Genomic DNA, 22,554 nt, shown 5'->3' on the forward strand with positions numbered 1-22,554 from the left:
GCCTAGCCCTTCAGGAACCGTTCGCGGATGGCGCTGACCGCATTGGCGTGAGACGAGAAGCCTTCGTATTCCGCCAGCGTTCGCGCCGCGCCGGCCATTTCGGGATAGGCCCTGCCGGTGACATAGCCGACCGAACTGCGGCGCATGAAGTCATGCACCGACAGCGGGCCATAAGTGTTCGCCCCCTGCGAGGTCGGCAGCACGGCGTTCGGGCCAAGCGCGAAATTCGCGATCGAGACCGGCGTGCGCGTGCCCATCAGGATCTCGGCCGCCTCGGTGATCTCGCCCAGATACTCAAAGGGATGTTCGGACAGGATCTCCAGATGCTCGGGGGCGTATTCGTTCACAAAGGCGCAGGCGTCGGCCATCGAATCGGCCAGCACGATACCGCCCGCGCGCCCGGTCAGCACCGCCTGCGAGAACTCGACCCGCTGCGGGGTCATCTGGGTCCACAGCCACGGCAGCACCTCCAGCGCCTCGCGCATCACCCGCTCGGACGGGGTGACCAGCCAGGCCGAGCTGTCGGGGCCGTGTTCGGCCTCGATCAGCAGGTCCAGCGCCGCCAACGCGCCCGATACGGTCTGGTCGGCCAGAATGATGCATTCGGACGGCCCGGCGGGCAGGCCGGGGTCGATGACCCCGGACAAAAGCCGCTTGGCGGCGACGACCCACGGGCTGCCGGGGCCGACGATCTTCTTGGCCTTGCGGATCGTCCGGGTGCCAAGCGCGGCCGCCGCGACGGCCTGCGCGCCCCCGACCTTATAGACCGTCTCCACCCCGGCCAGCCGCGCCGCCACAAGGGTCGCCGCGTCAACCCCGCCGTCCGGTCCCGGCGGGGTGAAGATCGCCAGATTGGGCACCCCCGCCACCACCGCCGGAACCGAGGTCATCATGGTGACCGAGGGGAACGCCCCTTTGCCGCGCGGGACATAAAGCGCGACCGAATCGATCGGCAGATAGCGGTCGCCGGCAAAGGCGCCGGGGCGGACCTCTTTCAGCCACATCGGTTCGGGGGCCTGTTCCTCGTGGAAACTGCGGATGTTGCTGATGCCGAAGCGGATCGCCTCGATCACCTTCGGATCGACCTTGTCGAAAGCGGCGTCGAATTCGGCCGTGCTGGCCTTCAGATTGTCGGCGGTCAGCCCCTCGGCGTGGTCCAGCTCGCGCCCGAAACGGACCAGCGCGGCATCGCCCTCGGCCCGGACGGCGTCGATGATCGGCTGCACGCGCTCCAGAAAAAAGGACAGGTCGGATTCGGACCGTTTCACCAGTTGGGCACGCTGGGCCGGGTCGAGGTTCTTCAGGATCTGGACGTTGATATCGGCCATCGCGGGGGTTCCCTTCGTCTGCCTTGGCGGCGTCATTTGGATTTCAGGAAGATCTCAAGCCCGACCAGCCGGTCCAGCAGCCACACGGCGATCAGCGCGATGACCACGAAAACCGAGGATACGGCAGCCAGATCGGGCGTGATGATCGAGCGGATGTTATTGTAGATCAGAACCGGCAGGGTGACGGTGCGGGCGTCGGTCAAAAGCAGGCTGACCAGAAACTCGGTCATCGCCAGCACGAACATCAGAAGCCCGCCGGTGATCACGCCCGGCATCACGCTGGGCAGGGTGACGTGCAGAAAGGTCTCGACCCGCCCGGCACCGCAGCTTTCGGCCGCAAGCTCCAGATCGGGGTCGATGACGGCGGCGGACGAGGACACCGACCAGATGATGAAGGGCAGGTTGATGACCGCACTGGCGACACCGACCGGCCAGACATTGCCCAGAATTCCCCATTGCCCGAAAACCAGCATCATCCCGATGCCCGAACCGATCAGCGGGATGGTGAAGGGCAGAAGCAGATAGACCTGTAACGCGCCGGCAAACCGCAGCCGATAGCGGCTGAGCGCGATGCCGGCCAGCGTCCCGATCGGCACCGAGACCGCCAGACAGATCAGCGACACGATCAGTGACCGGGCGAAGGCCTGCCGCAGGTCGTGCGCCATGGCGATCTTCTCATACCATTTCAGCGAGAACCCGTCGGGCGGAAAGGCGATCATGTTGCCCTGCGTGAAGGACGCCCCGACCACGATGATGGTCGGCACCGACAGCATCAGCACCGACAGCCACACCAGCCCCCAGAACACAATCCTTTGCGAGCGGCTGATCATTTCCGGCCCCCCATGCCCAGCGTGCCGGTGCCGAAAACCGCGATCACGATGCCGACCAGCACCGATCCCAGCGCGACCAGCACCATCGCCAGCGCCGAGCCGAGGCCCTGATCGGCGGTGCGGAAGAACTGGTCATAGATCGCATTGGCGATGAAATCCTGCGATCCGCCGCCCAGCATCGCCGGCATGGCGAAATCGGTCAGGGCAAGCGTCCCCACGACCAGCCCCGCACCCACCAGCCCCGGCCGCGCCATCGGCAGAACCACGTGCCACAGACTGCGCCACCAGCTCGCGCCAAGCGAGCTTGCGGCGGTCTCGGTTTCCCGCGGAATCGCGGTCAGCGCCGGCGCCAGCATCAGCACCGCGAAAGGCAGCATGTATTGGACCAGCCCGAACACCACGGCGGGAAAGTTGAACAAAAGCCGCATCGGCGCGACCCCGACCAGCCCCAGCATCTCGTTGACCGCGCCCGACGATCCCATGATGATCAGCATGCCATAGGCGCGCACGACCTGCCCGATGAAGAACGGCAGAAACAGCAGGATCAGCAGCAGTTTGCGGGTCCATGCGCGTTTCGTCCGCACAAGGATATAGGCGAACGGAAAGGCCAGCAGCAGCGTGAACACCACCGTCAGAAACGCCCCCCAAAGCGAACGGGTCATGATCCGCGTATAGGTCGCGCTGTCGATGATGGTCTGATAATTCGCCAGCGTATATTCGGCCGAGGGCAGATAGGTGCTGGTATCCAGCCGGTGCAGCGAGGCCCCCGCGATCTGGACCAGCCCCAGCACCAGAATGCCGACCAGCAACAGCGCCGGCATCAGCAAGACCCAGCCGGTATAGCGGCTGAACCGGCGCGGCCAGATCACCGCCAGCGCCGATTCCAGCGCATCCATGATCCGCCAGCGGAGCGGGTATCTGAAGCCCGGGTTATCGCGTTCCGTGGTCATCTGGTCGCTTTCGGCATTTCCTTCCGGGGGCGGGATGGGCCGGCGCCTTGTGGTGGACGCCAGCCATCAACGCTAGCCCTGCATGATTTCCTTGAACTTCGCGAACCACGCGCTTTCGTTCTCGACCTGAATGCGCGACGAGATGCGGATCAGATGCTCGAAATCCTCGGGCTTTGTGGGATAGGCGGGGTCATTCTCCAGCCCCGCGGGCGGGGTCAGCCCCGGCACCACGCCCGGCAGGCCAAGCCCGTCAAGCCAGACCTGCTGGGCCTTTGGGGTGATCGCGAAATCAATGTATTGCTTGGCCCAGTAAAGTTCGTTCTCGGGCAGGCCCTTGGGGATCCACAGCCCGTCGGTGTCGAATTTGCAGCCCTCTTCCGGGACGGTCCATGCCAGATCGACGCCGTTCTTCCGCGCCGCCAACGCATTGGTGGAAATGGTGCAGGCGGCGTCGATCTCGCCGTTCTGGAACCATGTGGTGAAGTCGGGATCCTCGCCCAGAAGCGGCTGCTGGCCCTTGATCTGGGTGATGAAATCCCAGGCCGGTTGCATGTTCGCCGGAATATCCTCAAGCTTGCCGCCGCCGGCGACCTGCGCGGGGAAGTGAAAGCCGATGCCGTCGTTGTAAAGCGCGATCCGGCCCTTCAGCCTTGGATCCAGCAGATCCTTCCACGACTTCGGGGCACCGTCGGGGAATGCCTCGGGCCGGTAAGCCAGCACATAGACATAGCCATAGGTGTTGACGATCGGATAGCCGTCCAGACCGACGGGTTTCGCCAGTTCGGTGGTGCCGGAAAGGTTTTTCAGGTCCGACAGATCCTCGGTCACGCCGCGCAACGCCGATTTGGTGGCGTTGGTGGTGGTGTCCCAGTTGACGTGAATCGGCGGCACGCGGTTTTGCGCGACGGCCGCCCAGACCTTCGGCTGGATCTCGTTATCCTCGGTCAGGTCGTGGCGGATGGCGATGCCGGTCATTTCCGTGAACGGGTCCGACACGCCGCGTTTCAGGGCATCGACCCATTCGCCGCCCCATGCCCGCACGATCAGTTCGGCCGGTTTCTGGGGTTCCTGTGCGAACAGCCGGGTGCCGGGAAGCGCGCCCAGAAGCGCGGCACCGCCGCCGATGGCGCCGGCACGCAATACGCCGCGGCGGGTATATGGGTTGGTCATGTCGCGTTCTCCTTGCTGGAAACAGGGGTTTCGTCGGGGGTCTTGCGGAAAATCTTCAGGTCGCGGGCATTCCATCCGATGGAAACGTCCGACCCGACCTCGAACAGATCGAAGGCGGCCGGGTCATGGTGATAGATGCGGATCTCGGTGGCGGGCAAATCGGGGCTGTGAACCACGTAAAGCAACCGCTCACCCTCGAAGATCACGTCCGAGACGGTGGCGGCAAGCCGGGTGTCGCAGGACGCAAGCGCCGCCGCCGACCCCGCGATGCGGATCTGTTCGGCCCGGATCACGCCGCGCACCGGCGCGCCACCCGTCAGCGGCGCCACGGGCGTGCCGGCAAGCGTTATGCCGCCGGCGATCATGCCGTCCGGGCCGGCGATGCCGTCGATGAATGTCGACACGCCCAGAAACCCCGCGACGAAGGTGTTCAGGGGTTCGCGATACATCGCCACCGGCCGGGCGTGCTGCTGAATGCGGCCGCCTTCGATAACGATGATGTCGTCCGAGACGACAAGCGCCTCGCGCTGGTCATGGGTGACGTTGATCGTGGTCACGCCAAGCTCGTGCTGGATGCGGCGGAACTCCAGTTGCATTTCCTCGCGCAGCTTGCGGTCCAGCGCGGCCAGCGGTTCATCCAGAAGCAGCAACTCGGGCGCGAAAACCAGCGCCCGGGCGATGGCGACGCGCTGTTGCTGGCCGCCGGAAAGCTCATGTATCCGGCGGTCACCGAGGCCGCCAAGACGGACCAGATCCAGATATTCGGCGACCCGGCCGGGGATCGTGGCCGGGTTGAAGCGGCGCATTTTCAGCGGAAAGGCCACGTTCTGCGCCGCCGTCATATGCGGAAACAGCGCCAGCTTCTGGAACACCATCCCGACCGAGCGCCGATGCGGGGGCGCGGCATCAACCGGCTTGCCGCCGATGGTGATCTCGCCGCTGGTCGGGTGCTGAAATCCAGCGATCATCCGCAAAAGCGTGGTTTTCCCGGACCCCGAGGGGCCGAGAATTGTCAGGAAACGGCCCTGCGCCAGATCGAAACTGGCCCGGTCCACCGCCAGATTGCCGCCGCCGAAATCCATCGACACATCCTTGACCCGGACCGCCATCGCGTCGTCACGCTGGCGCGGAGGGGTATCGGGGGCTCGGGCTGCGGTCATGTTCACTTTTTACCTTCGTATGGTCCGAACTGACTGGATAGTGCCATGTCCTGTCCAGAGCAATTTGCCTGCAACGCCTCGGGTCTGTTCGCGGTGGGCGGGACAGGCGCCGCCGCCGGGCTCAGATCGCGGCCAGATTTCCCCCGTCGATGGTCAGGCATTGCCCGGTGACATAGGCCGAGGCGCGGCCGCCAAGAAACAGCGCCGCGCCGACCAGATCCTGCAATTCTCCCAGCCGTCCCATCGGAACGCTTTCGGTCATCGCCTGAACCCACGCCTTGTTCTGATAGAACACCTCGGTCAGGTCGGTGCGGAAATAGCCGGGCGCAATCGCGTTCACCCGGATGCGCAAAGGCGCCCATTCCGCCGCCAGCGCCCGGGTCATGCCAAGGATCCCCGATTTCGAGGCCGTATAGGGCACCGCCGTCGGCACCCCCACGAATGAGGTCAGCGAGGCCAGATTGATGATCGACCCGCCGCCCTGCGCGGCCATGCCCTTCGCCGCCGCCTGCGCGACAAAGAACGCCCCCTTCAAGTTGGTGTCGGCGATCTTGTCCCAAAGCGCCTCATCCACCTCCAGCGCGGGGCGGACCTCTTCGGTCCCGGCATTGTTGACCAGCACATCGACCGGACCGATTTCCGCCAGCGCGGGTCCGATCGCCCCCGCGTCGGTCTGGTCAAAGGCAATGCCGCGGGCGGTTCCGCCAAGCGCGCCGATCTGGTCAAGCGTGTCGTTCAGCGCCGTTTCGGTTCGGGCGGCGACGACAAGTTCGGCCCCGGCCCGGGCAAAGCCAAGCGCCAGGGCCTGCCCGATGCCGCGGCTTGCGCCGGTCACCAGCACGCGGCGGCCCTTGTACGAAAACTGATCCAGCAACCACTGATCCAATTCGTCCGACATAAGTCCGCCTCACGCAGCAATTATGTATATACATAAACTAGGCAGTTTGGCCGCTGCCGGTCAACGGTCATGACGGGGCGGCGTCACGGCTGTGCGGCTTCTGCCTGATAAATCGGCAGCGCGGTCCGGGTCGTTGCCAACCGCCGGAGGATTCGTTTGCGCGGAAACCCGAATGTGCAAAGGACACCGCCACGCGCCAATGGGCGCAGGACGCCGGGGGGCACCCCGTGATCAGATTTTGCCCGGCGAACGGGCATCCCCATGTGCCACGCTGTGCGCAGCCAGGATCGGCGCCAGCAACGGAAGGGCGCGGCAACCTGACCGAGGCCGACCGAAGCGGGGGCGGGAAATCCTCCCATGTCACCCGCGTTCCGGCATCTGGCGCGGACCACGCCGATCTTCCCACGGTTCCGCATAGACCATCGGCGCGGCGCCCGCGCGGACGATCGGCCTTATGCCGACGGGACCGTCGATTGCAGCGAGGGACGGGCCGAGATCGCCGTGAACCACTTTGCCAGCTTCGGATGGCCGCCGCGCCAATCGCGGTCGGGCAGGCGGAAATCCAGATAGCCAAGCGCGCAGGCCGTCGCGATCGCGGCGGCGGTGAAACCTTCGGACAGGGTGTCGAACCAGCGGCCTTCCAGATCACCCAGACCCGAGTTGATCTTGTCCTGCTGTCCATGCACCCATGGTTCCCACTGCATTTCCGCCGGGCGCAGGAAGGTCTCATAGCGCAGCAGCACTGCCGCATCGCAGATTGCGTCGGCAAGCGCCTCGACCGTCAGCACCGCAAAGCGCCGATCGTCCTGCGGATAGATCGACGGGCCTTTGGAGCCGATCGAGTCGAGATAGGCGGTGATCACCCGGCTGTCGAAGATCGGGGTGTCATCGTCCAGCAGCAGGCAGGGAATTTTGCCGGTCGCGTTATGGCGCACCACGGTCGGGTCGCGCTTGGTGGGAAGGGCCGAGGCGGGCAGGGGCTGCACCGCGACCCCCCGCTCGGCCGCGGCGACCATGACCTTGCGGACAAAGGGCGAGGCGGGTGAATGAAAGACGCGAATGGTCATGAAAAACTTCCTTCGCTGGCTGGGCTGTCGGATGGAAGGATAGCGCCCGTCGCGCCAAGGCGTAAGCCGTCAGCTTTCCGGGTTCACCGGCTGGAACGTCACCCGCACCATGAAGCCGTTCGCCTGACCCGGCAGGGGTGAGATCAACTGCATCCGGCCCCCGACGCTATTGACGATCTGCGCGCAGATATGCAGCCCAAGGCCGAACCCGTCCCCGTGCCGTCGCGCGAATAGGCGGGTCAGGTCTTGCAACTCGGCCTCGGGCAGCGCCGGGCCGCCGTTCGCCAGCGTCAGGACCGCGCCCGTTGCGCCAAGGCGTAAGCCGTCAGCTTTCCGGGTTCACCGGCTGGAACGTCACCCGGACCATGAAGCCGGTCGTCTGACCCGGCAGGGGTGAGATCAACTGCATCCTGCCCCCGACGCTGTTGACGATCTGCGCGCAGATATGCAGCCCAAGGCCGAACCCGTCCCCGTGCCGTCGCGCGAAACGGCGGGTCAGGTCTTGCAACTCGGCCTCGGGCAGTGCCGGGCCGCCGTTCGCCACCGTCAGGACCGCGCCCGGTTGCAGGTCAATGGACAGCGGTGCGCCCTCGGGGGCGTGCTGAAGCGCGTTTTCGACCAGATTGCCCAGAACGATGGCATAGGCGTCGGGATCGACGCGGGCATAGACAGGTTGATCCGGCAGGGTGATCCGCACCTCATGCGCCGGGTCCCGCGGCAAGGTGTCGTCCAGCGTGAGCCGCGTCAGACGCACCAGATCATGCTGGGTATCGGACTGTCCGATGCCGGCGTCGGCGCGGGCAAGCTGCAACAATCGCGCCACCAGCCGGCGGGTGCGCTGAAGCGCACGCTCCAACGCCTCGGTGCGGGCGAGCTGTTCGTCGGTGTCGACGATCTGGCGCAACTGCTGGGTCTGGGCCAGGGCGATCGCGACCGGGGTGCGCAATTCATGCGCGGCATTGGTCGCGAAAGCGCGTTCGCTGTCCAGTGCGCGGGCCAGACGCGCCATGAACCGGTTCAACGCCCCCACGATCCGGACCAAATCCTCGGGCCAGTCGCCGGCGTCGATCATGGTAAGCTGATTGCCGTCGCGGGCCGAGATTTCGGCGCGCAACTGTCGCATCGGCGCCAGTGAACGCTGCGTGGCCCAGCCGACCAGCAGCCATGTGATCGGCAAAAGCGCCATCATCGGGATCAGAAATCCGATCAGCACTTCGCGGAACGCCTCGCGCCGCTCGGCCATGGGGGCGGCGATCTGCACGGCGTGGCCCGCCGCATTGAAGGGCGTGGTATAGATCCGGTAATCCCGCGTCGCGACGGTCTGCCGTGCCGGCAGGCTTGTCGGATCGGGCAGGTTGGCCTTGTCGGCCTGGACGGCCTTTTGCAGAATCCTGCCATCGCGGTCGAAAAGCCGATACAGCACCGCCTCGTCCAGCGCGACCGGTTTGGCGCGACCGGATGGGTCGGTCATGGCCGCACCGCTCAGTTCCAGTTGCGACAGAAGCGGCAACAGGATATCGGCGGATTCGGTCAACTGCTGGTCGAAAACCTCGTCCTGTTCGGACCCCAGAACCGCCAGCATCAGAAGCACCGACAGGACCCAGATCGCGCCCAGCCCCAGCGTGGTGAAAAGCGTGATGCGATGCGACAGGCTGAGCCGGCGCATCAGACCCGCCCCATTCGATAGCCGAACCCGCGTTCGGTGACGATCGCGCCACGGCCCAGCTTGTTGCGCAGGCGGCTGATATGGGCCTCGATGGCGTTGCTGGCGACCTCGTCGCCAAAGCCGTACAGCGTATCTTCCATCTGGGCGCGGCTGACCAGCAGGTCGGGGCGCCGGCTCAGCTTTTCGATCAGCGCCCATTCGCGCAGCGTCAGGTGAACGGTTTCGCCGTCAAGCAGCACCTGCCGCCGCGCGGGCCGGATGAGCAGGCGCCCGAAGCTGCGCTCGACCTCGACCCCGGAAGCCGAGCGGCGGAGAATCGCCATGATGCGGGCCTGCATCTCGTCCAGATCATAGGGCTTGACCAGATAATCATCGGCTCCCGCCTCGAGCCCGGCGATCCGTTCCGTGATCCGGTCGCGCGCGGTGATGATCAGCACCGGCGTGCGGTGCCCCTGCGCCCGCAATTCCCGCAACAGCGACAGCCCGTCACCGTCGGGAAGCTGAAGGTCCAGCAGGATCAGGTCATAGTCGGTGGCGGCGGCGGCGGCGCCCGCGTCGTCAAGGCTAGGGGCCAGATCAACGGCATGACCCGCCGAGCCAAGATAGGCGCTGACGGCCTCGGCCAGATCGGGTTCGTCCTCGACGACCAAAAGTCTCATCTCCGCTCCTTCATGGCGTGTTCCAGCACTTCGTAAGCGAACGGTAAGGTTCAGGCCAGATAGGCAGGTTCAAACCAATGGCAACGCCGGCACGGAATACCGGCGAGGATGAGGCATGTTTCAGGCAAATACCATATGGCTGGCAATCGGCTTTTCCGGCCAGCTTTTGTTCACATCGCGGTTTCTGGTGCAGTGGATCGCCAGCGAACGGGCCCGCCGCAGCGTGGTTCCCGTGGCGTTCTGGTGGTTCAGCCTGGCCGGAGGTGCCACGCTTCTGGCCTATGCGATCTGGCGGCGCGACCCGGTTTTCGCCGTCGGACAGGCCTCGGGCCTGTTCATCTATACCCGCAATCTGATGTTGATCGGCAGCAAGAAAAACCGGGAGCAGTCGTCATGATCCAGCGAAACACCCTGCCGATCGCCATGGTCTGCGTTTTCGTGACCCTTGCGATCGGGCTGTTCCTGCGGCCCCTGACCCCGATCGACGAGACCCGCTATATGGCCGTGGCGTGGGAGATGTATCAGTCCGGCGACTGGTTCGTCCCGACCAAGAACTTCGCCGCCTACAGCGACAAGCCGCCGTTCCTGTTCTGGGCGATCAACCTGATGTGGCTGATCACCGGGGTGAGCGAGTTCTCTGCCCGGCTGGTCGGGCCGATCATGGCCTGTGTGGCGCTTTGGCTGACAAGCGTTCTCGGCCGGCGGCTGTGGCCGGATGAACGTGCGATCGGCAACGGCGCGGCGCTTGCGCTGGCGGGGCTGGTGGTGTTCGTGACCTCGGGCAGCCTGACCATGTTCGACGTGCCGCTGACGGTGGCCACGCTGCTGGGGCTGATCGCGCTGACGGCGGCGCGTGACGACGATATCGGCGGGCGCAGGCTGTGGCCATGGGCGGGCTTTGGCGCGGCGATCGCGCTCGGCGTGCTGATCAAGGGGCCCGTCATCCTGTTCCACCTGCTGCCCGCCGCGATCCTTCTGCCGCTGTGGAGCCGCGATTTCGTGTCGTGGAAAAAACTGCCGCTGCGGATCGGCTTTGGCCTGCTGGTGGGGCTGGCGCTGCTGTCGCTTTGGCTGGTGCCGGCGGTGATCACCGGCGGGCAGGAATACCGGGACGCGATCCTGTGGCAGCAAAGTGCCGGCCGGCTGGCCGATTCATTCGCCCACGCCCGGCCGTGGTGGTTCTATCTGTCGATCCTGCCGCTGTTGACCTTTCCGCTGTTGTGGAGCCCGACGCTGTGGAAAGCCGGTGCCCAGACCAGCTGGCGCGCCGACGGGGGGCTGATGCTTTGCGTGATCTGGCCGGTTGGGGCGCTGATCCTGTTCAGCCTCGCCAGCGGCAAACAGGTGCATTATCTGCTGCCGGAACTGCCCGCATTGGCCCTGATCGCCGCCCGTCTGGGCTTCAACCGGCAGAACTTCAGCCTATTACCCGCGATCATCGTGATGGGTCTGCTGGCGCTGCTGGCAATCCTTGCCGGGGCGGGGCTGATCTCGCTTGGCCGGGCGCAGACGCTGTTCCAGCCGCGCAGCATGCTTCTGGTCTGGGCGTTGCTGATCATCTCGATCTGCTGGCTTGCGTTTCGATGGCGCGGGCTGGCGGCGGCGGCGGTGCTGTCGCTGGGAACGATACTGGTCAGCAACCTGCAGATCGGCCTGACCGACGCATCCGAGATGTACAGCGCCGACCCGATCGCCGCGATTCTCGCGCCGAAACAGGCCGATGGGCTGGCCTTTGTCGGCGACCGCTATCATGCCGAGTTCAACTTTGCCGCGCGACTGACCAGCCCGGTGGCCGAGCTGGATCAGGACCTTGCCGCGATCAAGGCATGGGTGGCGCAGCACCCGCAGGGGATGCTGGTCGGCCGGGTCGATCTGATCGAGATGCCGTGGGCGCCCATGCAAACCATCCTGTTCCGCAATCGCGAATACGGCATCTGGTCGGCCGCGAACGCACCCAAAACCGACGCTGGGGAGTCCTGATATGCAAAATCCCGTTCCCGCCGTTTCCGTGGTGATCCCGGTCCGCGACGAGGCTTTGGCGATCACGCCTCTGGTGCAGGAGATCGCGACCGTGCTTGCGGGCCGCGATTTCGAGATCATCGTGGTCGATGACGGCTCGCAGGACGGAACCGACCAGATCCTGCAAACGCTTGCCTTGCGCAACGACTGGCTGCGGGTGCATCGCCATCCCCATTCGCGCGGCCAGTCGACCGCCATTCGCAGCGGGGTGCGGCTGGCCCGGGCGCCGTTGATCGTGACGCTTGACGGGGACGGGCAGAACCCGCCCGACCAGATCCCGCTGCTGCTGGCACCGTTTGAAAACGCGCCAGGCGGGCTTGGGCTGGTGCAGGGGCAGCGCGCCGGCCGACAGGATACGTGGAGCAAAAAGATCGCCTCGCGTTTCGCAAACCGGCTGCGCTCGGCCCTGCTGCACGACGGGGTGCGGGATTCGGGCTGCGGGCTGAAGGCGTTCCGGCGCGAGGCCTATATGGACCTGCCGTTCTTCGATCATATCCACCGTTTCATGCCGGCGATGATGCTGCGCGAGGGCTGGCAGATCCAGACCGTCGATGTCACCCACAGGCCACGCAGCACCGGCTGTTCCAAATATTCCAACCTTGCGCGGGGGCTGGTCGGCATTCCCGATCTGCTGGGCGCGGCATGGCTGATCCGCAGATCGGGCCGCCGGGGTATGGAAACCGGGGCCGAGGTGCCGGCCAAGGGCAAGATCGCCACGGAAGAAAAAGCCAGCCCATGACCACGCGACCCCCGGCGTCCGCCTGCCGGGTGGCAGGCGTTGGGGTCGCCGGACCGCTGTTGACGTAAATCCCGCCCGGAGTCGCCGTTGGCAGGTTCATCCGCGATCTGCCAGCCGGCCGGGTTTGCGCGCTGGCAATCAAGCGGTTGCCTGATGCCGGCCGGATCGGTACGCGGACCCGCGATCGCGTTGCGATGCCGACGGTCCCTTCGATCCAGTCGCCTTGATCAAGCGGGGTCCGGCGACCGGGGTGGGATCGCAAGGATCGTCCCGGGCCACGCCGTTCCGGTCAGAGCTTCGCGTTGTTGACCCGCGTCAGCCCGTCCAGAAACGCCTCGGCCTGCGGGCCAAGCGTGCTGATGAGTTCCTTCTGAAACTCAAGCGCCAGCGGAACCAGCTTCTGGATCAGCGCGTGCCCCTGATCGGTCAGGGACAGCGACACCAGACGCCGGTCGCCCGCATTCGCGACCTTCTTGACCAGACCCTGCTTTTCCAGCCGCGAGGCCGCCCGGCTGATCTTGGATTTCTCCATATCCACGCGCGCCTCGATCTCGCGCACCGAAACCTCGCTTTCCTGCGAAAGATGGGCAAGGACGCGCCATTCGGGGACGGTCAGCCCGGCGGCGGCGGTATAGCGGCGCTCGAACGCCTTGCTGACGCGGGACGCGGCCGTCGCCAGGCGATAGGGCAGGAACGCGTTCAGATCAAAGTCGATCATGGTCAGAACCCAAACAAATATCATGAAATTCAGATAGTTCATATCTTGACCCAACTAACAACCTTGACTTCGTTGCAAATACAACGAATACTGATACCGACCAACCGGAAACCGGAGGATTCGCCGATGACCACGTTCGACTTGCCCAAGGGAATGATCCGGGCGGTGGGTGCCGCCGGTCCGCATGAAGGGTATATGCCGGGTTTCGGCAATGATTTCGAAACCGAGGCTTTGCCGGGCGCTTTGCCGCAGGGCATGAACTCGCCGCAGAAATGCAACTATGGGCTTTATGGCGAGCAACTGTCGGGCACCGCCTTCACCGCGCCGTCGCATCAGAACGAACGGACGTGGTGTTATCGTATACGGCCCAGCGTCAAACACACCCACCGGTTGCGTAAGATCAAGGTGCCGGATTGGAAATCGGCGCCCTGCATCGACCCCGAAATCGTCAGTCTTGGCCAGTATCGTTGGGACCCGGTCGCGGCGCCCGACCGGCCGCTGGACTGGATCACCGGCATGTTCACCATGACCACGGCGGGCGATGTGAACACCCAGACCGGGATGGCCGCGCATATCTATCTGGTGACCGAATCGATGCGGGACGCCTATTTCTTCTCGGCCGACGGCGAATTGCTGGTCGTCCCGCAGGAAGGCCGGCTGCGCTTTTGCACCGAACTGGGCGTCATCGACCTTGAGCCCAAGGAAATCGCCGTGATCCCGCGCGGGCTGGTTTACCGCGTCGAGGTGCTTGAAGGCCCGGCGCGCGGCTTTGTCTGCGAAAACTATGGCCAGAAGTTCGAACTGCCCGGGCGTGGCCCGATCGGCGCGAATTGCATGGCCAACCGGCGCGACTTCAAGACCCCGGTCGCGGCTTTCGAGGACCGCGAGGTGCCCTCGACCGTGACCGTGAAATGGTGCGGCCAGTTCCATAGGACCGAAATCGGCCATTCGCCGCTGGACGTGGTGGCCTGGCACGGCAATTACGCCCCGTACAAATACGATCTGCGCACCTATTGCCCGGTCGGCGCGATCCTGTTCGATCACCCCGATCCGTCGATCTTCACGGTTCTGACCGCGCCGTCGGGGGTCGAAGGAACCGCCAACATCGACTTCGTGCTGTTCCGCGAACGCTGGATGGTGGCCGAGAACACGTTCAGACCGCCATGGTACCACAAGAACGTCATGTCCGAGCTGATGGGCAATATCTATGGCGTCTATGACGCCAAGCCCAAGGGTTTCGTGCCGGGCGGGATGTCGCTGCACAATTGCATGCTGCCGCACGGGCCCGACCGCAACGCGTTCGAGGCCGCCTCGAACGCCGAGCTTCACCCCGAAAAGCTGGACGAAACCATGTCCTTCATGTTTGAAACCCGCTTTCCGCAGCACCTGACCCCCTTCGCCGCAAAGGCCGGTCACCTGCAAGAGGATTACATCGACTGCTGGGGAAGCCTTGAAAAGAAATTCGACGGCACCCCGGGACTGAAATAGCCGCAGGCACGGCGGGGTAATCGGGGCGCCGCGTGGGGGAACCGATAGGGGTGGTCTGGCGATAGGGTCCCGGTCGTGATCATTTCCGCGGTCCAAATCCAACACCGACGAAGATATTGCCGGTCTCCCGCGTTTCCGTAAAGCCGAGCTCGGCACTCTTGCCCGCGCCGCCGACGCTCCGCGCGTCGGCGTCGCCTGTGCGGCAGTAAGGCGCATTTCCGGCAAAGGGGAATTTCTGGCCCGCCGTGAAAAACTCGGTCATACTGGCGGGTGTTTCTGCGTTGTTGTTAAGTGTTCTTGGTGTGAAGGGTATGCTGGCATGGACAGTTTACAGATTTCGCGTTCAGCGCGCCTGTCGGGCGTTGGGCGTTGCGTCATCGCCGTTTCCGCAACGGTTGTCGGGCATTGTCATGCGCATCCGGCGCGCGTTGACCTGAACCCGTCGCGTCCTCGCCACGATTCCCTCGGGTCAATTGCGCGGGTTCGATATGACCTTTAAGCGGATGGCCGGAGACGTGATCGACAGCGGCACGGCGAAAACGCGTCTTGGCGGGGTTCGCGAATGAGACCGCCGCCGCCCGCAAGCGGGCTTGCAACGCTGAGCGCGACCGAAACGGTCGCGATGCTGACCGCCGGTCGGATCACCGCGGTCGACCGGATACGCGCCAGTCTGGAGCGTATCGCCGTGGTCCAGCCCTTGCTGAACGCGTTCACGGCCGTATTCGCGGATGAGGCGATGGCGCTCGCCGCCGCACTCGACCGCCGGATCGCGGCGGGCGAGGTGCCGGGGCCGCTCGCGGGGGTACCGGTCGCCATCAAGGATTTCACGCCGTCCAAGGGGCATCCGGCAACCCGGGGGTCGTGGGCGATCAGCGATCAGCCGGGCAATCATGATCCGGTGATCATCCGGCGTCTCAAGGCGGCGGGGGCGATCATCGTGGCCAAAACCACGACGCCCGAATTTGCCTATTCCGGCTTTACCCAAAGCCCGCGCTGGGGGGTCACCCGCCACCCGCTGGATCCGGCGCGCTCGCCCGGCGGGTCCTCGGGCGGGGCCGCGGTCGCCGTGGCCACCGATTGCGTGCCGCTGGCCGAGGGCACCGATATGGGCGGCTCGATCCGCATTCCGGCGGCCTTCTGCGGCGTGGTCGGGCTGAAGCCGTCGCTTGGCCGGATACCCATGGATATTCTGCCCGGGAATTTCGACGACATGGCGCATTTCGGACCGCTGGCCCGGGACGTGCGCGATGCGGTGCTGTTTCTGCAAGTGACGCAGGGCCCGGATCAGGCGGATATCATGTCGCTGACCGCACGCGCGCCCATGCCGCTGGGACCGGTTTCCCTGCGCGGACGCCGCTTCGCCCTGTCCGTCGATCTGGGCTATTACCGGGTTCATCCGGGCGTCGAGACAGCCGTGCAGGCGGCGGCGGATGAGCTTGGGCGCGCGGGCGCGAAAGTCGTCAACGTAAGCCTGCCGTGGTCGCGCAGTCTGAACGACCTGTGGGGGCAGATCTGGGCCGTCACCCTTGCCGCCGCCTGGGGCGACGCCCTGGTCAAGGAACGTGATCGCATGGACCCGAAACTTGTCGCGCTGATGGAGGAGGCGCGGAAAATGGATGCCGTCACCTTCAAACGGCTTGAGGTCAGGCGCACCCGATACTGGCATGATTTTGCCCGGGTGCTGGACGATTGCGACGCGTTTCTGTGCCCGACCTGCGCCCAACCCGCGCCGTTGATCGCCGACGCCGGTGCCGACCATGACCAGACCGGGCCGGACGGGCTTTATCGCGGGCTTGACATGACCTGCCCGTTCAACCTGCTGTCGCCCTGTCCGGCGATCAGCCTGCCCGTGGGCGATGCCGATGACCTGCCGGTCGGGTTGCAGGTGGTCGGCCAGCGTCAGGCGGATGGCCCGCTGCTGGCGCTCGCATGGGCGATCGAAACCGCGCTGCGCGGGCCGTCCCCGCCTCCCGAAGCCGCCCGCGTCATTCACTGACGGCGCCCGTCTGCGGATCGCGGGCATGCGGATGAAAGGGGCGTCGGCGGCGCCGGCGATTCGGGATGCTGCTGCCATGTGGCGGTCAAGACCCGGTTGCGGTGCGGCCAAGGTCTGCGCGCCGTCCTATACCCGGCGTGTCGACTTGCGCGGGGGTCGCACGGTGGAGGTTTCGCCGCGATTGCCGTGGCCGCATTCGCCGGGCAGGATGGCGGCGGGGCGGTGCCACCGGGGGTGGCGCGCCCGGGAAACCATGGATGAAAGGCCGGGCGATGGATCTGCAACTGAACGGGCATCGGGTGATCGTCACGGCGGGCGCGAACGGGATCGGCCGCGCCATCGTCGATGCCTTCCTTGCCGAGGGCGCGCGTGTCGCCACCTGCGACATCGACGAAACCGGGCTCGACGCCCTGCCGGACGAGGTTTTCCGGCGCCGCGTCGATGTGGGTGACGCGCCCGCGCTGATTGGCTTCATCGACGCGGCGGCGGCGGGGCTGGGCGGCCTTGACTGTCTGGTGAACAACGCCGGCATCGCCGGGGTCACCGCGAAGATCGAGGATATCGACCTTGTCGACTGGAACCGGTGCCTGAACATCTGCCTGACCAGCCAGTTCACCAGCTGCGCCCGCGCGGTTTCACATCTGCGGCAAAGCGCGAATGCCTCGATCATCAACATGTCCTCGGTCGCGGGACGCTTGGGGTTTCGGCTGCGCACCCCCTATGCGGCGGCGAAATGGGGCGTGATCGGGTTGACGAAATCGCTGGCGATCGAGCTTGGCCCGGATAACATCCGCGTCAACGCCATCCTGCCCGGTCTGGTCAGCGGCGAGCGTCAGCGCCGCGTGCTCGAGGCCAAGGCGCAGTCACAGGGGCGCAGCCGCGCCGAGGTCGAGGCGGAAGCGTTTTCCTTTGCCTCGATCAGGGAATATGTGACGCCCGAACAGATCGCCGATCAGATCGTGTTTCTGGCCAGTCCGCGCGGCAGAACCATTTCAGGTCAGGCGATTTCGGTCTGTGGCGACCTGAAGATGCTGGCCTGAGCGGGGCCGGTCACGGCACCCGCCGTCCGGCTTGACGGGGCCAAAGCCAAGTGCAAGCTATACGCATGTAGCCCGGCGAGGGGGACGCGCCCGACCGGCGCGCCCAAGCCGCGAAACGTGGCCATCCCGGGCGGGTTTCAGGGAGGAATTTGGATGAAGCAGTTTCTATACGCTGGCCTTCTTGGTCTGGCGACGGCAACCGCCGCAATGGCCGAAGGCCCGGTTGACGTCAGCAAGGTCAACAAGGACCTGATCACGACCGCGGACGGCAAGACCTATACCATCGCGACGGTGGTCAAGGTCGACGGGATCGCGTGGTTCGACCGCATGCGCGAGGGCGTCGACCAGTTCGCATCGGACACCGGCAACGACACCTATATGGTCGGCCCCTCGCAGGCCGATGCGGCGGCGCAGGTGCAGATGATCGAGAACCTGATCGCGCAGGGCGTCGACGCGATTCTGGTCGTGCCGTTCAGCGTCGAGGCGGTCGAGCCGGTGCTGAAGAAGGCCCGGGAAAAAGGCATCGTCGTGGTGACGCACGAAGCCTCGAACATCCAGAACGCCGATTATGACATCGAGGCGTTCGACAACAAGGCTTACGGCGCCAATCTGATGAAGGTGCTGGGCGAGAAGATGGGCGGCAAGGGCAAATATGTCGCCACCGTCGGCAGCCTGACCTCGAAATCGCAGATGGAATGGATCGACGGCGCGGTCGAATATCAGCAAGCCAATTTCCCCGAGATGTCGCAGGCGATGGATCGGCTGGAAACCTATGACGACGCCAATCAGGATTACACCAAACTGAAAGAGGCGCTGACCGAGCAGCCGGACATCACCGGCATTCTGGGCGCGCCGATGCCGACTTCGGCCGGGGCGGGGCGGCTGATCACCGAATCTGGGCTGCAGGGCAAGCTGCATTTCTCGGGGACCGGGCTGGTCTCGGTCGCCGGCGAATATCTGGCCAATGGCGCGGACGATTATATCCAGTTCTGGGATCCGGCCGTCGCCGGCTATGCCATGAACATGATCGCGGTCGCGGCGCTGGAAAAGAAGAACGATCAGCTCAAGGCCGGGCTGAACCTCGGGCTGCCGGGGTATGAAAACCTGACCGCGCCCGATGCCGCGGCGCCGAACAAGCTTTACGGCGCCGGTTGGGTCGGCGTGACCAAGGAAAACATGGATCAGTACGATTTCTGATCATATGCGTCGGGGTGATCCCGTTCACCCCGGCGCATCCCTTGCCACCTTGTCGATGCTGACAGCCGGATGCCGTTCATGACCGATACCACCACGCCGCTGATCGAGCTCCGCGGCATCACCAAACGCTTTGGCGGGGTGACTGCGCTGAACGACGTGTCGCTGTCGATCCTGCCCGGGGAAATTCACTGTCTGGCGGGCGAGAACGGTTCGGGAAAATCCACCATCATCAAGGTGATTTCCGGGGTCTACCACCCCGACGCGGGCGAGATCCTGATCGACGGAAAACCGGCGGGGACGCTCGATCCGGTCAAATCGACCGCCGCCGGCATTCAGGTGATCTATCAGGATTTCTCGCTTTTCCCGACGCTTTCGGTGGCCGAGAACCTGACGCTGAACTCATTCCTGCGCGAGGGCGCGGCCATCGTGGACCGGGCGCGGGGCCGCCGCATGGCCGCCGAGGTGCTGGAGCGGCTGGGCGTCACGCTGCCGCTTGACGCGGCGGTCGAGACGCTGCCGACCTCGGGGCGGCAACTTGTGGCGATCGCCCGCGCGGTGCTGGCCGATGCGCGGCTGATCATCATGGATGAGCCGACCACCGCGCTGACCGGGCGCGAGGTCGAGCGGCTGTTCCGCATCACCCGCGACCTGCAGGCGCATGGCATCGCGGTGCTGTTCGTCAGCCACAAGATGCGCGAGATGCTGGATCTGTCCGAGCGGCTGACGGTGTTTCGCAACGGCAGGAAGGTGGCCGAAGGGCCGATCGCGGATTTCGACGAGGCCGCCATCACCCGCGCCATGACCGGCCGCGATCTGGAGGCGACCCGTTTCGACACGCCGCCCCGGACCGCCGACGCGCCGCGGATCGAGTTCCGCAATGTCTCGGTCCCCGGCGAGTTGAACGATATATCGCTGTCGATCTGGCCCGGCGAGGTGGTGGGGGTCAGCGGGCTGATCGGCTCGGGCCGGACCGAGCTGGCGCTGACCGCCTTCGGGATGAAGCCGGGCTTCTCGGGCCAGATTCTGCTGGACGGCCAGCCCGTCAACCCGCGCTCGGTCGATCAGGCGATACGGGCGGGCATCGCCTATGTCCCCGAGGACCGGCTGTCCGAAGGGCTGTTCCTGCCACGCTCGATCAGCGACAATTCCATCGCCGCCTCGATCGGGCGTTTCGTGTCGGGGCCGTGGCTTGACCGCCGTGCCGCCGCACAGGCGACGCGCGACATGTTCGACCGCATGGCCATCGCGGCCCCATCCCCCGCCGTGCCGGTGGCCACGCTGTCGGGCGGCAACCAGCAGCGCGTCGTCATTGGCCGCTGGCTGATGACCGGGGCGAAGGTGCTGATCCTGAACGGCCCGACGGTCGGCGTCGACGTGGGCTCGAAGGCGACGATCCACGCCATCATTCACCGCATGGCGCGCGAGGAAGGGCTGGCGGTGCTGATGATTTCCGACGACGTGCCGGAACTGGTCGCGAACTGCGGCCGCGTCGTCACCATGCAGCACGGCGCCATTACCGGCGAGCTGCAGGGCGCGGCGCTGACCGAGGATGCGCTGAACGACTCGATCCGGCTGAACCCCGGGGTGACGGCATGAACCCGGTCTGGTGGAAAAGCACCGAGGCGATGGTCGCGGCCATCCTTGTCGTGGCGATGGTCCTGATCGGGCTGGTGAACCCGGCCTTCTGGTCACTGGAAAACCTGTTCAGCCTTGCGCGGTCGAATGTGGTCATCGGCATCATGGCGCTGGGTGTGCTGATCGTGATGATCTCGGGCGGGATCGACGTCAGCTTTCCCGCATTCGCGGTGGCCGCGATGTATCTGGTCGTCCGGGCGATGGTCGATTTCGGCTGGTCGGGTGTCGTCCTGCCGTTTCTGGCCGCGACCCTGATCGGGGCGGCGCTGGGTCTGGTGAACGCGGCGCTGGTCTACAAGCTGCGGATGATCCCGCTGATCGTGACGCTGGGCACGGCGGCCATCGTGCGCGGCATGCTGAACGGCTTTGTCGGCACCTCGAACGTCAACATCAACAAATACCCGAAATCGCTGATCGCCTTCGGTGACACCGACCTGATCACGCTGACCAACGCCAAAGGCGGCACCTACGGGCTGCCCGCCACGGTGCTGGTCTATCTGGGGCTGGCGCTGGTGGTCTATCTGATCCTGTCGCGCACCATGATCGGACGCTCGGTCTATGCCTATGGGGCCTCGGCCGAATCGGCCAAGCGCGTGGGTTTCCGCACCGGGCGGACGCTGATCTTCGTCTATGTCTCGGCCGGCGCGCTGGCCGGGTTCGCGGGGCTTTTGCAAAGCTCGATGATCTGGATGGCGAACCCCCGCGATTTCGTGGGGTGGGAGCTTGACGTGATCGCGGCCGTGGTTCTGGGCGGTGCCTCGATCTTTGGCGGGCGCGGCTCGGTCATCGGCACGATGCTGGGTGTGTTCATGGTGGTGATGATCAAGAACTCGCTGATCCTGATGGGGATCGGCACCACCTGGCAGCGGGTCGTGGTGGGGCTGATGCTGATCGTGGCGGTGGCGCTGACGGCGCTGCGCGACCGCAAGGCGCTGGCGTAGGGAGGCGAGGACGATATGAGCGGCAGACCCGACCCCCAAACTGATCCGGCGCTGGCCCCGCCGCCCCGCCCGGGCCTAGTCGAGCGGCTTTCCGGGGCGGCCGGAAGCGCGTCGAACCTGCAATTGATGCTGGTCTGCGTCGTGGTGCTGATCGCCATGACGCTGGCCAACCCGCGCTTTCTGACGCCTTACAACTTCGAATCGATGGCGTTTTTCCTGCCCGAGCTGGGCATCCTGTCCATCGCCATCATGATCGCGATGCTGACCGGGGGGATCGACCTGTCCATCGTCGGGATCGCCAATCTGGCGGCGATAACGGCGGGGCTGTTTTTCCAGAATATGGGGGGTGCGGGCGCCGGCGTCGGGGTGGCGCTGATCGGTATCGCGCTGGCCCTGACCATCGGGCTGGCGGCCGGGCTTTTGAACGGGTTTCTGATCTCGCGGCTGGGGATCACGCCGATTCTGGCGACGCTGGGCACCGGGCAGGTGTTCACCGGGCTGGCCGTGGTGCTGACCGGAGGGCCGGCCATCGTCGGTTTTCCGGCCGCGTGGAACGCGATCGGCAACAGCAAGATCGGGCCGGTCCCGGTGCCCTTCGCGATCTTCCTTGTCGTCTGCGTGGGCGTCTGGCTGCTGCTGACAAGGACCCCGTTTGGCCTGCGGCTGCTGCTGATCGGGACCAACCCAAGGGCGGCGGTTTTCGCGGGCATCCGGCGCGGCCGGATGCTGATCCTCAGCTATGCGCTGACCGGGGTGCTGGCCTCCGTCGCGGGTATCATCCTGTCCGGCCGCACCAATGCGGCGAAATCGGACTATGGCGCCTCATATCTGTTGCAGGCGATCCTGATCGCGGTGCTTGGCGGCACCAACCCGGCGGGCGGCAAGGGCAGCGTTCTGGGGGTTGCGCTGGCCGTCGTCTCGCTGGTGATGCTGTCCTCGGGGTTTCAGATGATGCGCGTGTCGAACCACCTGATAGACGCGATCTGGGGCGGTTTCCTGATCGCCGTGCTGGCGGTGAACGTGTTTCTTGCCTATCGGCGCGCGGGTTAGGCC

22 protein-coding genes are annotated in these 22,554 nt (G+C 65.4%); 10 read left to right on the plus strand and 12 right to left on the minus strand.

Annotated elements, in window-relative coordinates; translation table 11 throughout:
- Positions 1–2: 2 nt before the first annotated feature.
- The 10 genes from hisD to ACFSCT_RS09435 all read right to left on the minus strand — a co-directional run bounded on the left by hisD (position 3) and on the right by ACFSCT_RS09435 (position 9,728).
- On the minus strand, positions 3–1,328 hold the full coding sequence (gene hisD / locus ACFSCT_RS09390; protein WP_379142184.1) for a histidinol dehydrogenase: 1,326 nt from the start codon (positions 1,326–1,328) through the stop codon (positions 3–5).
- Between the two features lie 32 nt (positions 1,329–1,360).
- Positions 1,361–2,158 (minus strand): ABC transporter permease, encoded by a 798-nt coding sequence (locus ACFSCT_RS09395; RefSeq protein ID WP_379142187.1) that lies wholly within the window; start codon positions 2,156–2,158, stop codon positions 1,361–1,363.
- Positions 2,155–3,108 carry an ABC transporter permease gene (locus ACFSCT_RS09400; protein ID WP_379142190.1) on the minus strand — a complete coding sequence of 318 codons (954 nt, stop codon included), beginning with the start codon at positions 3,106–3,108 and terminating at the stop codon, positions 2,155–2,157. The genes ACFSCT_RS09395 and ACFSCT_RS09400 overlap by 4 nt, the downstream gene beginning before the upstream one ends.
- 72 nt (positions 3,109–3,180) lie before the next feature.
- Complete coding sequence (locus ACFSCT_RS09405; RefSeq protein WP_379142191.1) at positions 3,181–4,278, minus strand: ABC transporter substrate-binding protein; 1,098 nt, start codon at positions 4,276–4,278, stop codon at positions 3,181–3,183.
- Positions 4,275–5,438, minus strand: coding sequence for an ABC transporter ATP-binding protein (locus ACFSCT_RS09410; RefSeq protein WP_379142193.1), 1,164 nt, complete (start codon positions 5,436–5,438; stop codon positions 4,275–4,277). The genes ACFSCT_RS09405 and ACFSCT_RS09410 overlap by 4 nt, the downstream gene beginning before the upstream one ends.
- A gap of 121 nt (positions 5,439–5,559) precedes the next feature.
- Positions 5,560–6,336 (minus strand): SDR family NAD(P)-dependent oxidoreductase, encoded by a 777-nt coding sequence (locus tag ACFSCT_RS09415; protein WP_379142196.1) that lies wholly within the window; start codon positions 6,334–6,336, stop codon positions 5,560–5,562.
- Between the two features lie 452 nt (positions 6,337–6,788).
- Positions 6,789–7,403, minus strand: coding sequence for a glutathione S-transferase family protein (locus tag ACFSCT_RS09420; RefSeq protein ID WP_379142198.1), 615 nt, complete (start codon positions 7,401–7,403; stop codon positions 6,789–6,791).
- Between the two features lie 69 nt (positions 7,404–7,472).
- Positions 7,473–7,697 carry an ATP-binding protein gene (locus ACFSCT_RS09425; protein WP_379142240.1) on the minus strand — a complete coding sequence of 75 codons (225 nt, stop codon included), beginning with the start codon at positions 7,695–7,697 and terminating at the stop codon, positions 7,473–7,475.
- Positions 7,698–7,728: 31 nt separating this feature from the next.
- On the minus strand, positions 7,729–9,069 hold the full coding sequence (locus tag ACFSCT_RS09430; protein ID WP_379142199.1) for a sensor histidine kinase: 1,341 nt from the start codon (positions 9,067–9,069) through the stop codon (positions 7,729–7,731).
- Positions 9,069–9,728, minus strand: a complete 660-nt coding sequence (locus ACFSCT_RS09435) for a response regulator transcription factor (RefSeq protein WP_379142201.1) — start codon at positions 9,726–9,728, stop codon at positions 9,069–9,071. Before ACFSCT_RS09435 ends, ACFSCT_RS09430 begins: the two co-directional genes overlap by 1 nt.
- 115 nt (positions 9,729–9,843) lie before the next feature.
- Between ACFSCT_RS09435 and ACFSCT_RS09440 the strand changes: the two genes are divergently transcribed.
- The 3 genes from ACFSCT_RS09440 to ACFSCT_RS09450 are packed head-to-tail and all read left to right on the plus strand — an operon-like array spanning position 9,844 to position 12,486.
- On the plus strand, positions 9,844–10,125 hold the full coding sequence (locus ACFSCT_RS09440; RefSeq protein WP_379142203.1) for a lipid-A-disaccharide synthase N-terminal domain-containing protein: 282 nt from the start codon (positions 9,844–9,846) through the stop codon (positions 10,123–10,125).
- Positions 10,122–11,708, plus strand: coding sequence for an ArnT family glycosyltransferase (locus ACFSCT_RS09445; RefSeq protein WP_379142205.1), 1,587 nt, complete (start codon positions 10,122–10,124; stop codon positions 11,706–11,708). Before ACFSCT_RS09440 ends, ACFSCT_RS09445 begins: the two co-directional genes overlap by 4 nt.
- Before the next feature lies 1 nt (position 11,709).
- On the plus strand, positions 11,710–12,486 hold the full coding sequence (locus ACFSCT_RS09450; protein WP_379142207.1) for a glycosyltransferase family 2 protein: 777 nt from the start codon (positions 11,710–11,712) through the stop codon (positions 12,484–12,486).
- A 289-nt stretch (positions 12,487–12,775) separates the two neighbouring features.
- Here ACFSCT_RS09450 and ACFSCT_RS09455 read toward each other — a convergent pair whose 3' ends face one another.
- Positions 12,776–13,228 carry a MarR family winged helix-turn-helix transcriptional regulator gene (locus ACFSCT_RS09455; protein WP_379142208.1) on the minus strand — a complete coding sequence of 151 codons (453 nt, stop codon included), beginning with the start codon at positions 13,226–13,228 and terminating at the stop codon, positions 12,776–12,778.
- A gap of 102 nt (positions 13,229–13,330) precedes the next feature.
- On the opposite strand from ACFSCT_RS09455, the gene hmgA reads away from it, so the two are divergent.
- On the plus strand, positions 13,331–14,692 hold the full coding sequence (gene hmgA, locus ACFSCT_RS09460) for a homogentisate 1,2-dioxygenase (RefSeq protein WP_379142209.1): 1,362 nt from the start codon (positions 13,331–13,333) through the stop codon (positions 14,690–14,692).
- Between the two features lie 79 nt (positions 14,693–14,771).
- On the opposite strand, the gene ACFSCT_RS09465 is transcribed toward hmgA, so the two are convergent.
- Positions 14,772–14,954 carry a hypothetical protein gene (locus tag ACFSCT_RS09465; protein ID WP_379142211.1) on the minus strand — a complete coding sequence of 61 codons (183 nt, stop codon included), beginning with the start codon at positions 14,952–14,954 and terminating at the stop codon, positions 14,772–14,774.
- A gap of 300 nt (positions 14,955–15,254) precedes the next feature.
- On the opposite strand from ACFSCT_RS09465, the gene ACFSCT_RS09470 reads away from it, so the two are divergent.
- The 6 genes from ACFSCT_RS09470 to ACFSCT_RS09495 all read left to right on the plus strand — a co-directional run bounded on the left by ACFSCT_RS09470 (position 15,255) and on the right by ACFSCT_RS09495 (position 22,551).
- Positions 15,255–16,688: an amidase gene (locus ACFSCT_RS09470; RefSeq protein ID WP_379142213.1), complete on the plus strand. Its 1,434-nt coding sequence runs from the start codon at positions 15,255–15,257 to the stop codon at positions 16,686–16,688.
- Positions 16,689–16,960: 272 nt separating this feature from the next.
- On the plus strand, positions 16,961–17,728 hold the full coding sequence (locus tag ACFSCT_RS09475) for an SDR family oxidoreductase (protein WP_379142215.1): 768 nt from the start codon (positions 16,961–16,963) through the stop codon (positions 17,726–17,728).
- 153 nt (positions 17,729–17,881) lie between these two features.
- Complete coding sequence (locus tag ACFSCT_RS09480) at positions 17,882–18,925, plus strand: autoinducer 2 ABC transporter substrate-binding protein (protein WP_379142216.1); 1,044 nt, start codon at positions 17,882–17,884, stop codon at positions 18,923–18,925.
- A gap of 78 nt (positions 18,926–19,003) precedes the next feature.
- The gene (locus ACFSCT_RS09485) at positions 19,004–20,521 is read left to right on the plus strand and encodes a sugar ABC transporter ATP-binding protein (RefSeq protein ID WP_379142218.1); all 1,518 of its coding nucleotides are present in this window, start codon (positions 19,004–19,006) and stop codon (positions 20,519–20,521) included.
- Positions 20,518–21,501 (plus strand): ABC transporter permease, encoded by a 984-nt coding sequence (locus tag ACFSCT_RS09490; RefSeq protein WP_379142220.1) that lies wholly within the window; start codon positions 20,518–20,520, stop codon positions 21,499–21,501. The genes ACFSCT_RS09485 and ACFSCT_RS09490 overlap by 4 nt, the downstream gene beginning before the upstream one ends.
- A 15-nt stretch (positions 21,502–21,516) precedes the next feature.
- Positions 21,517–22,551, plus strand: coding sequence for an ABC transporter permease (locus tag ACFSCT_RS09495; RefSeq protein ID WP_379142221.1), 1,035 nt, complete (start codon positions 21,517–21,519; stop codon positions 22,549–22,551).
- Positions 22,552–22,554 lie beyond the last annotated feature (3 nt).

This window comes from Paracoccus pacificus (assembly GCF_042680785.1).
Lineage (GTDB): Bacteria > Pseudomonadota > Alphaproteobacteria > Rhodobacterales > Rhodobacteraceae > Paracoccus > Paracoccus pacificus.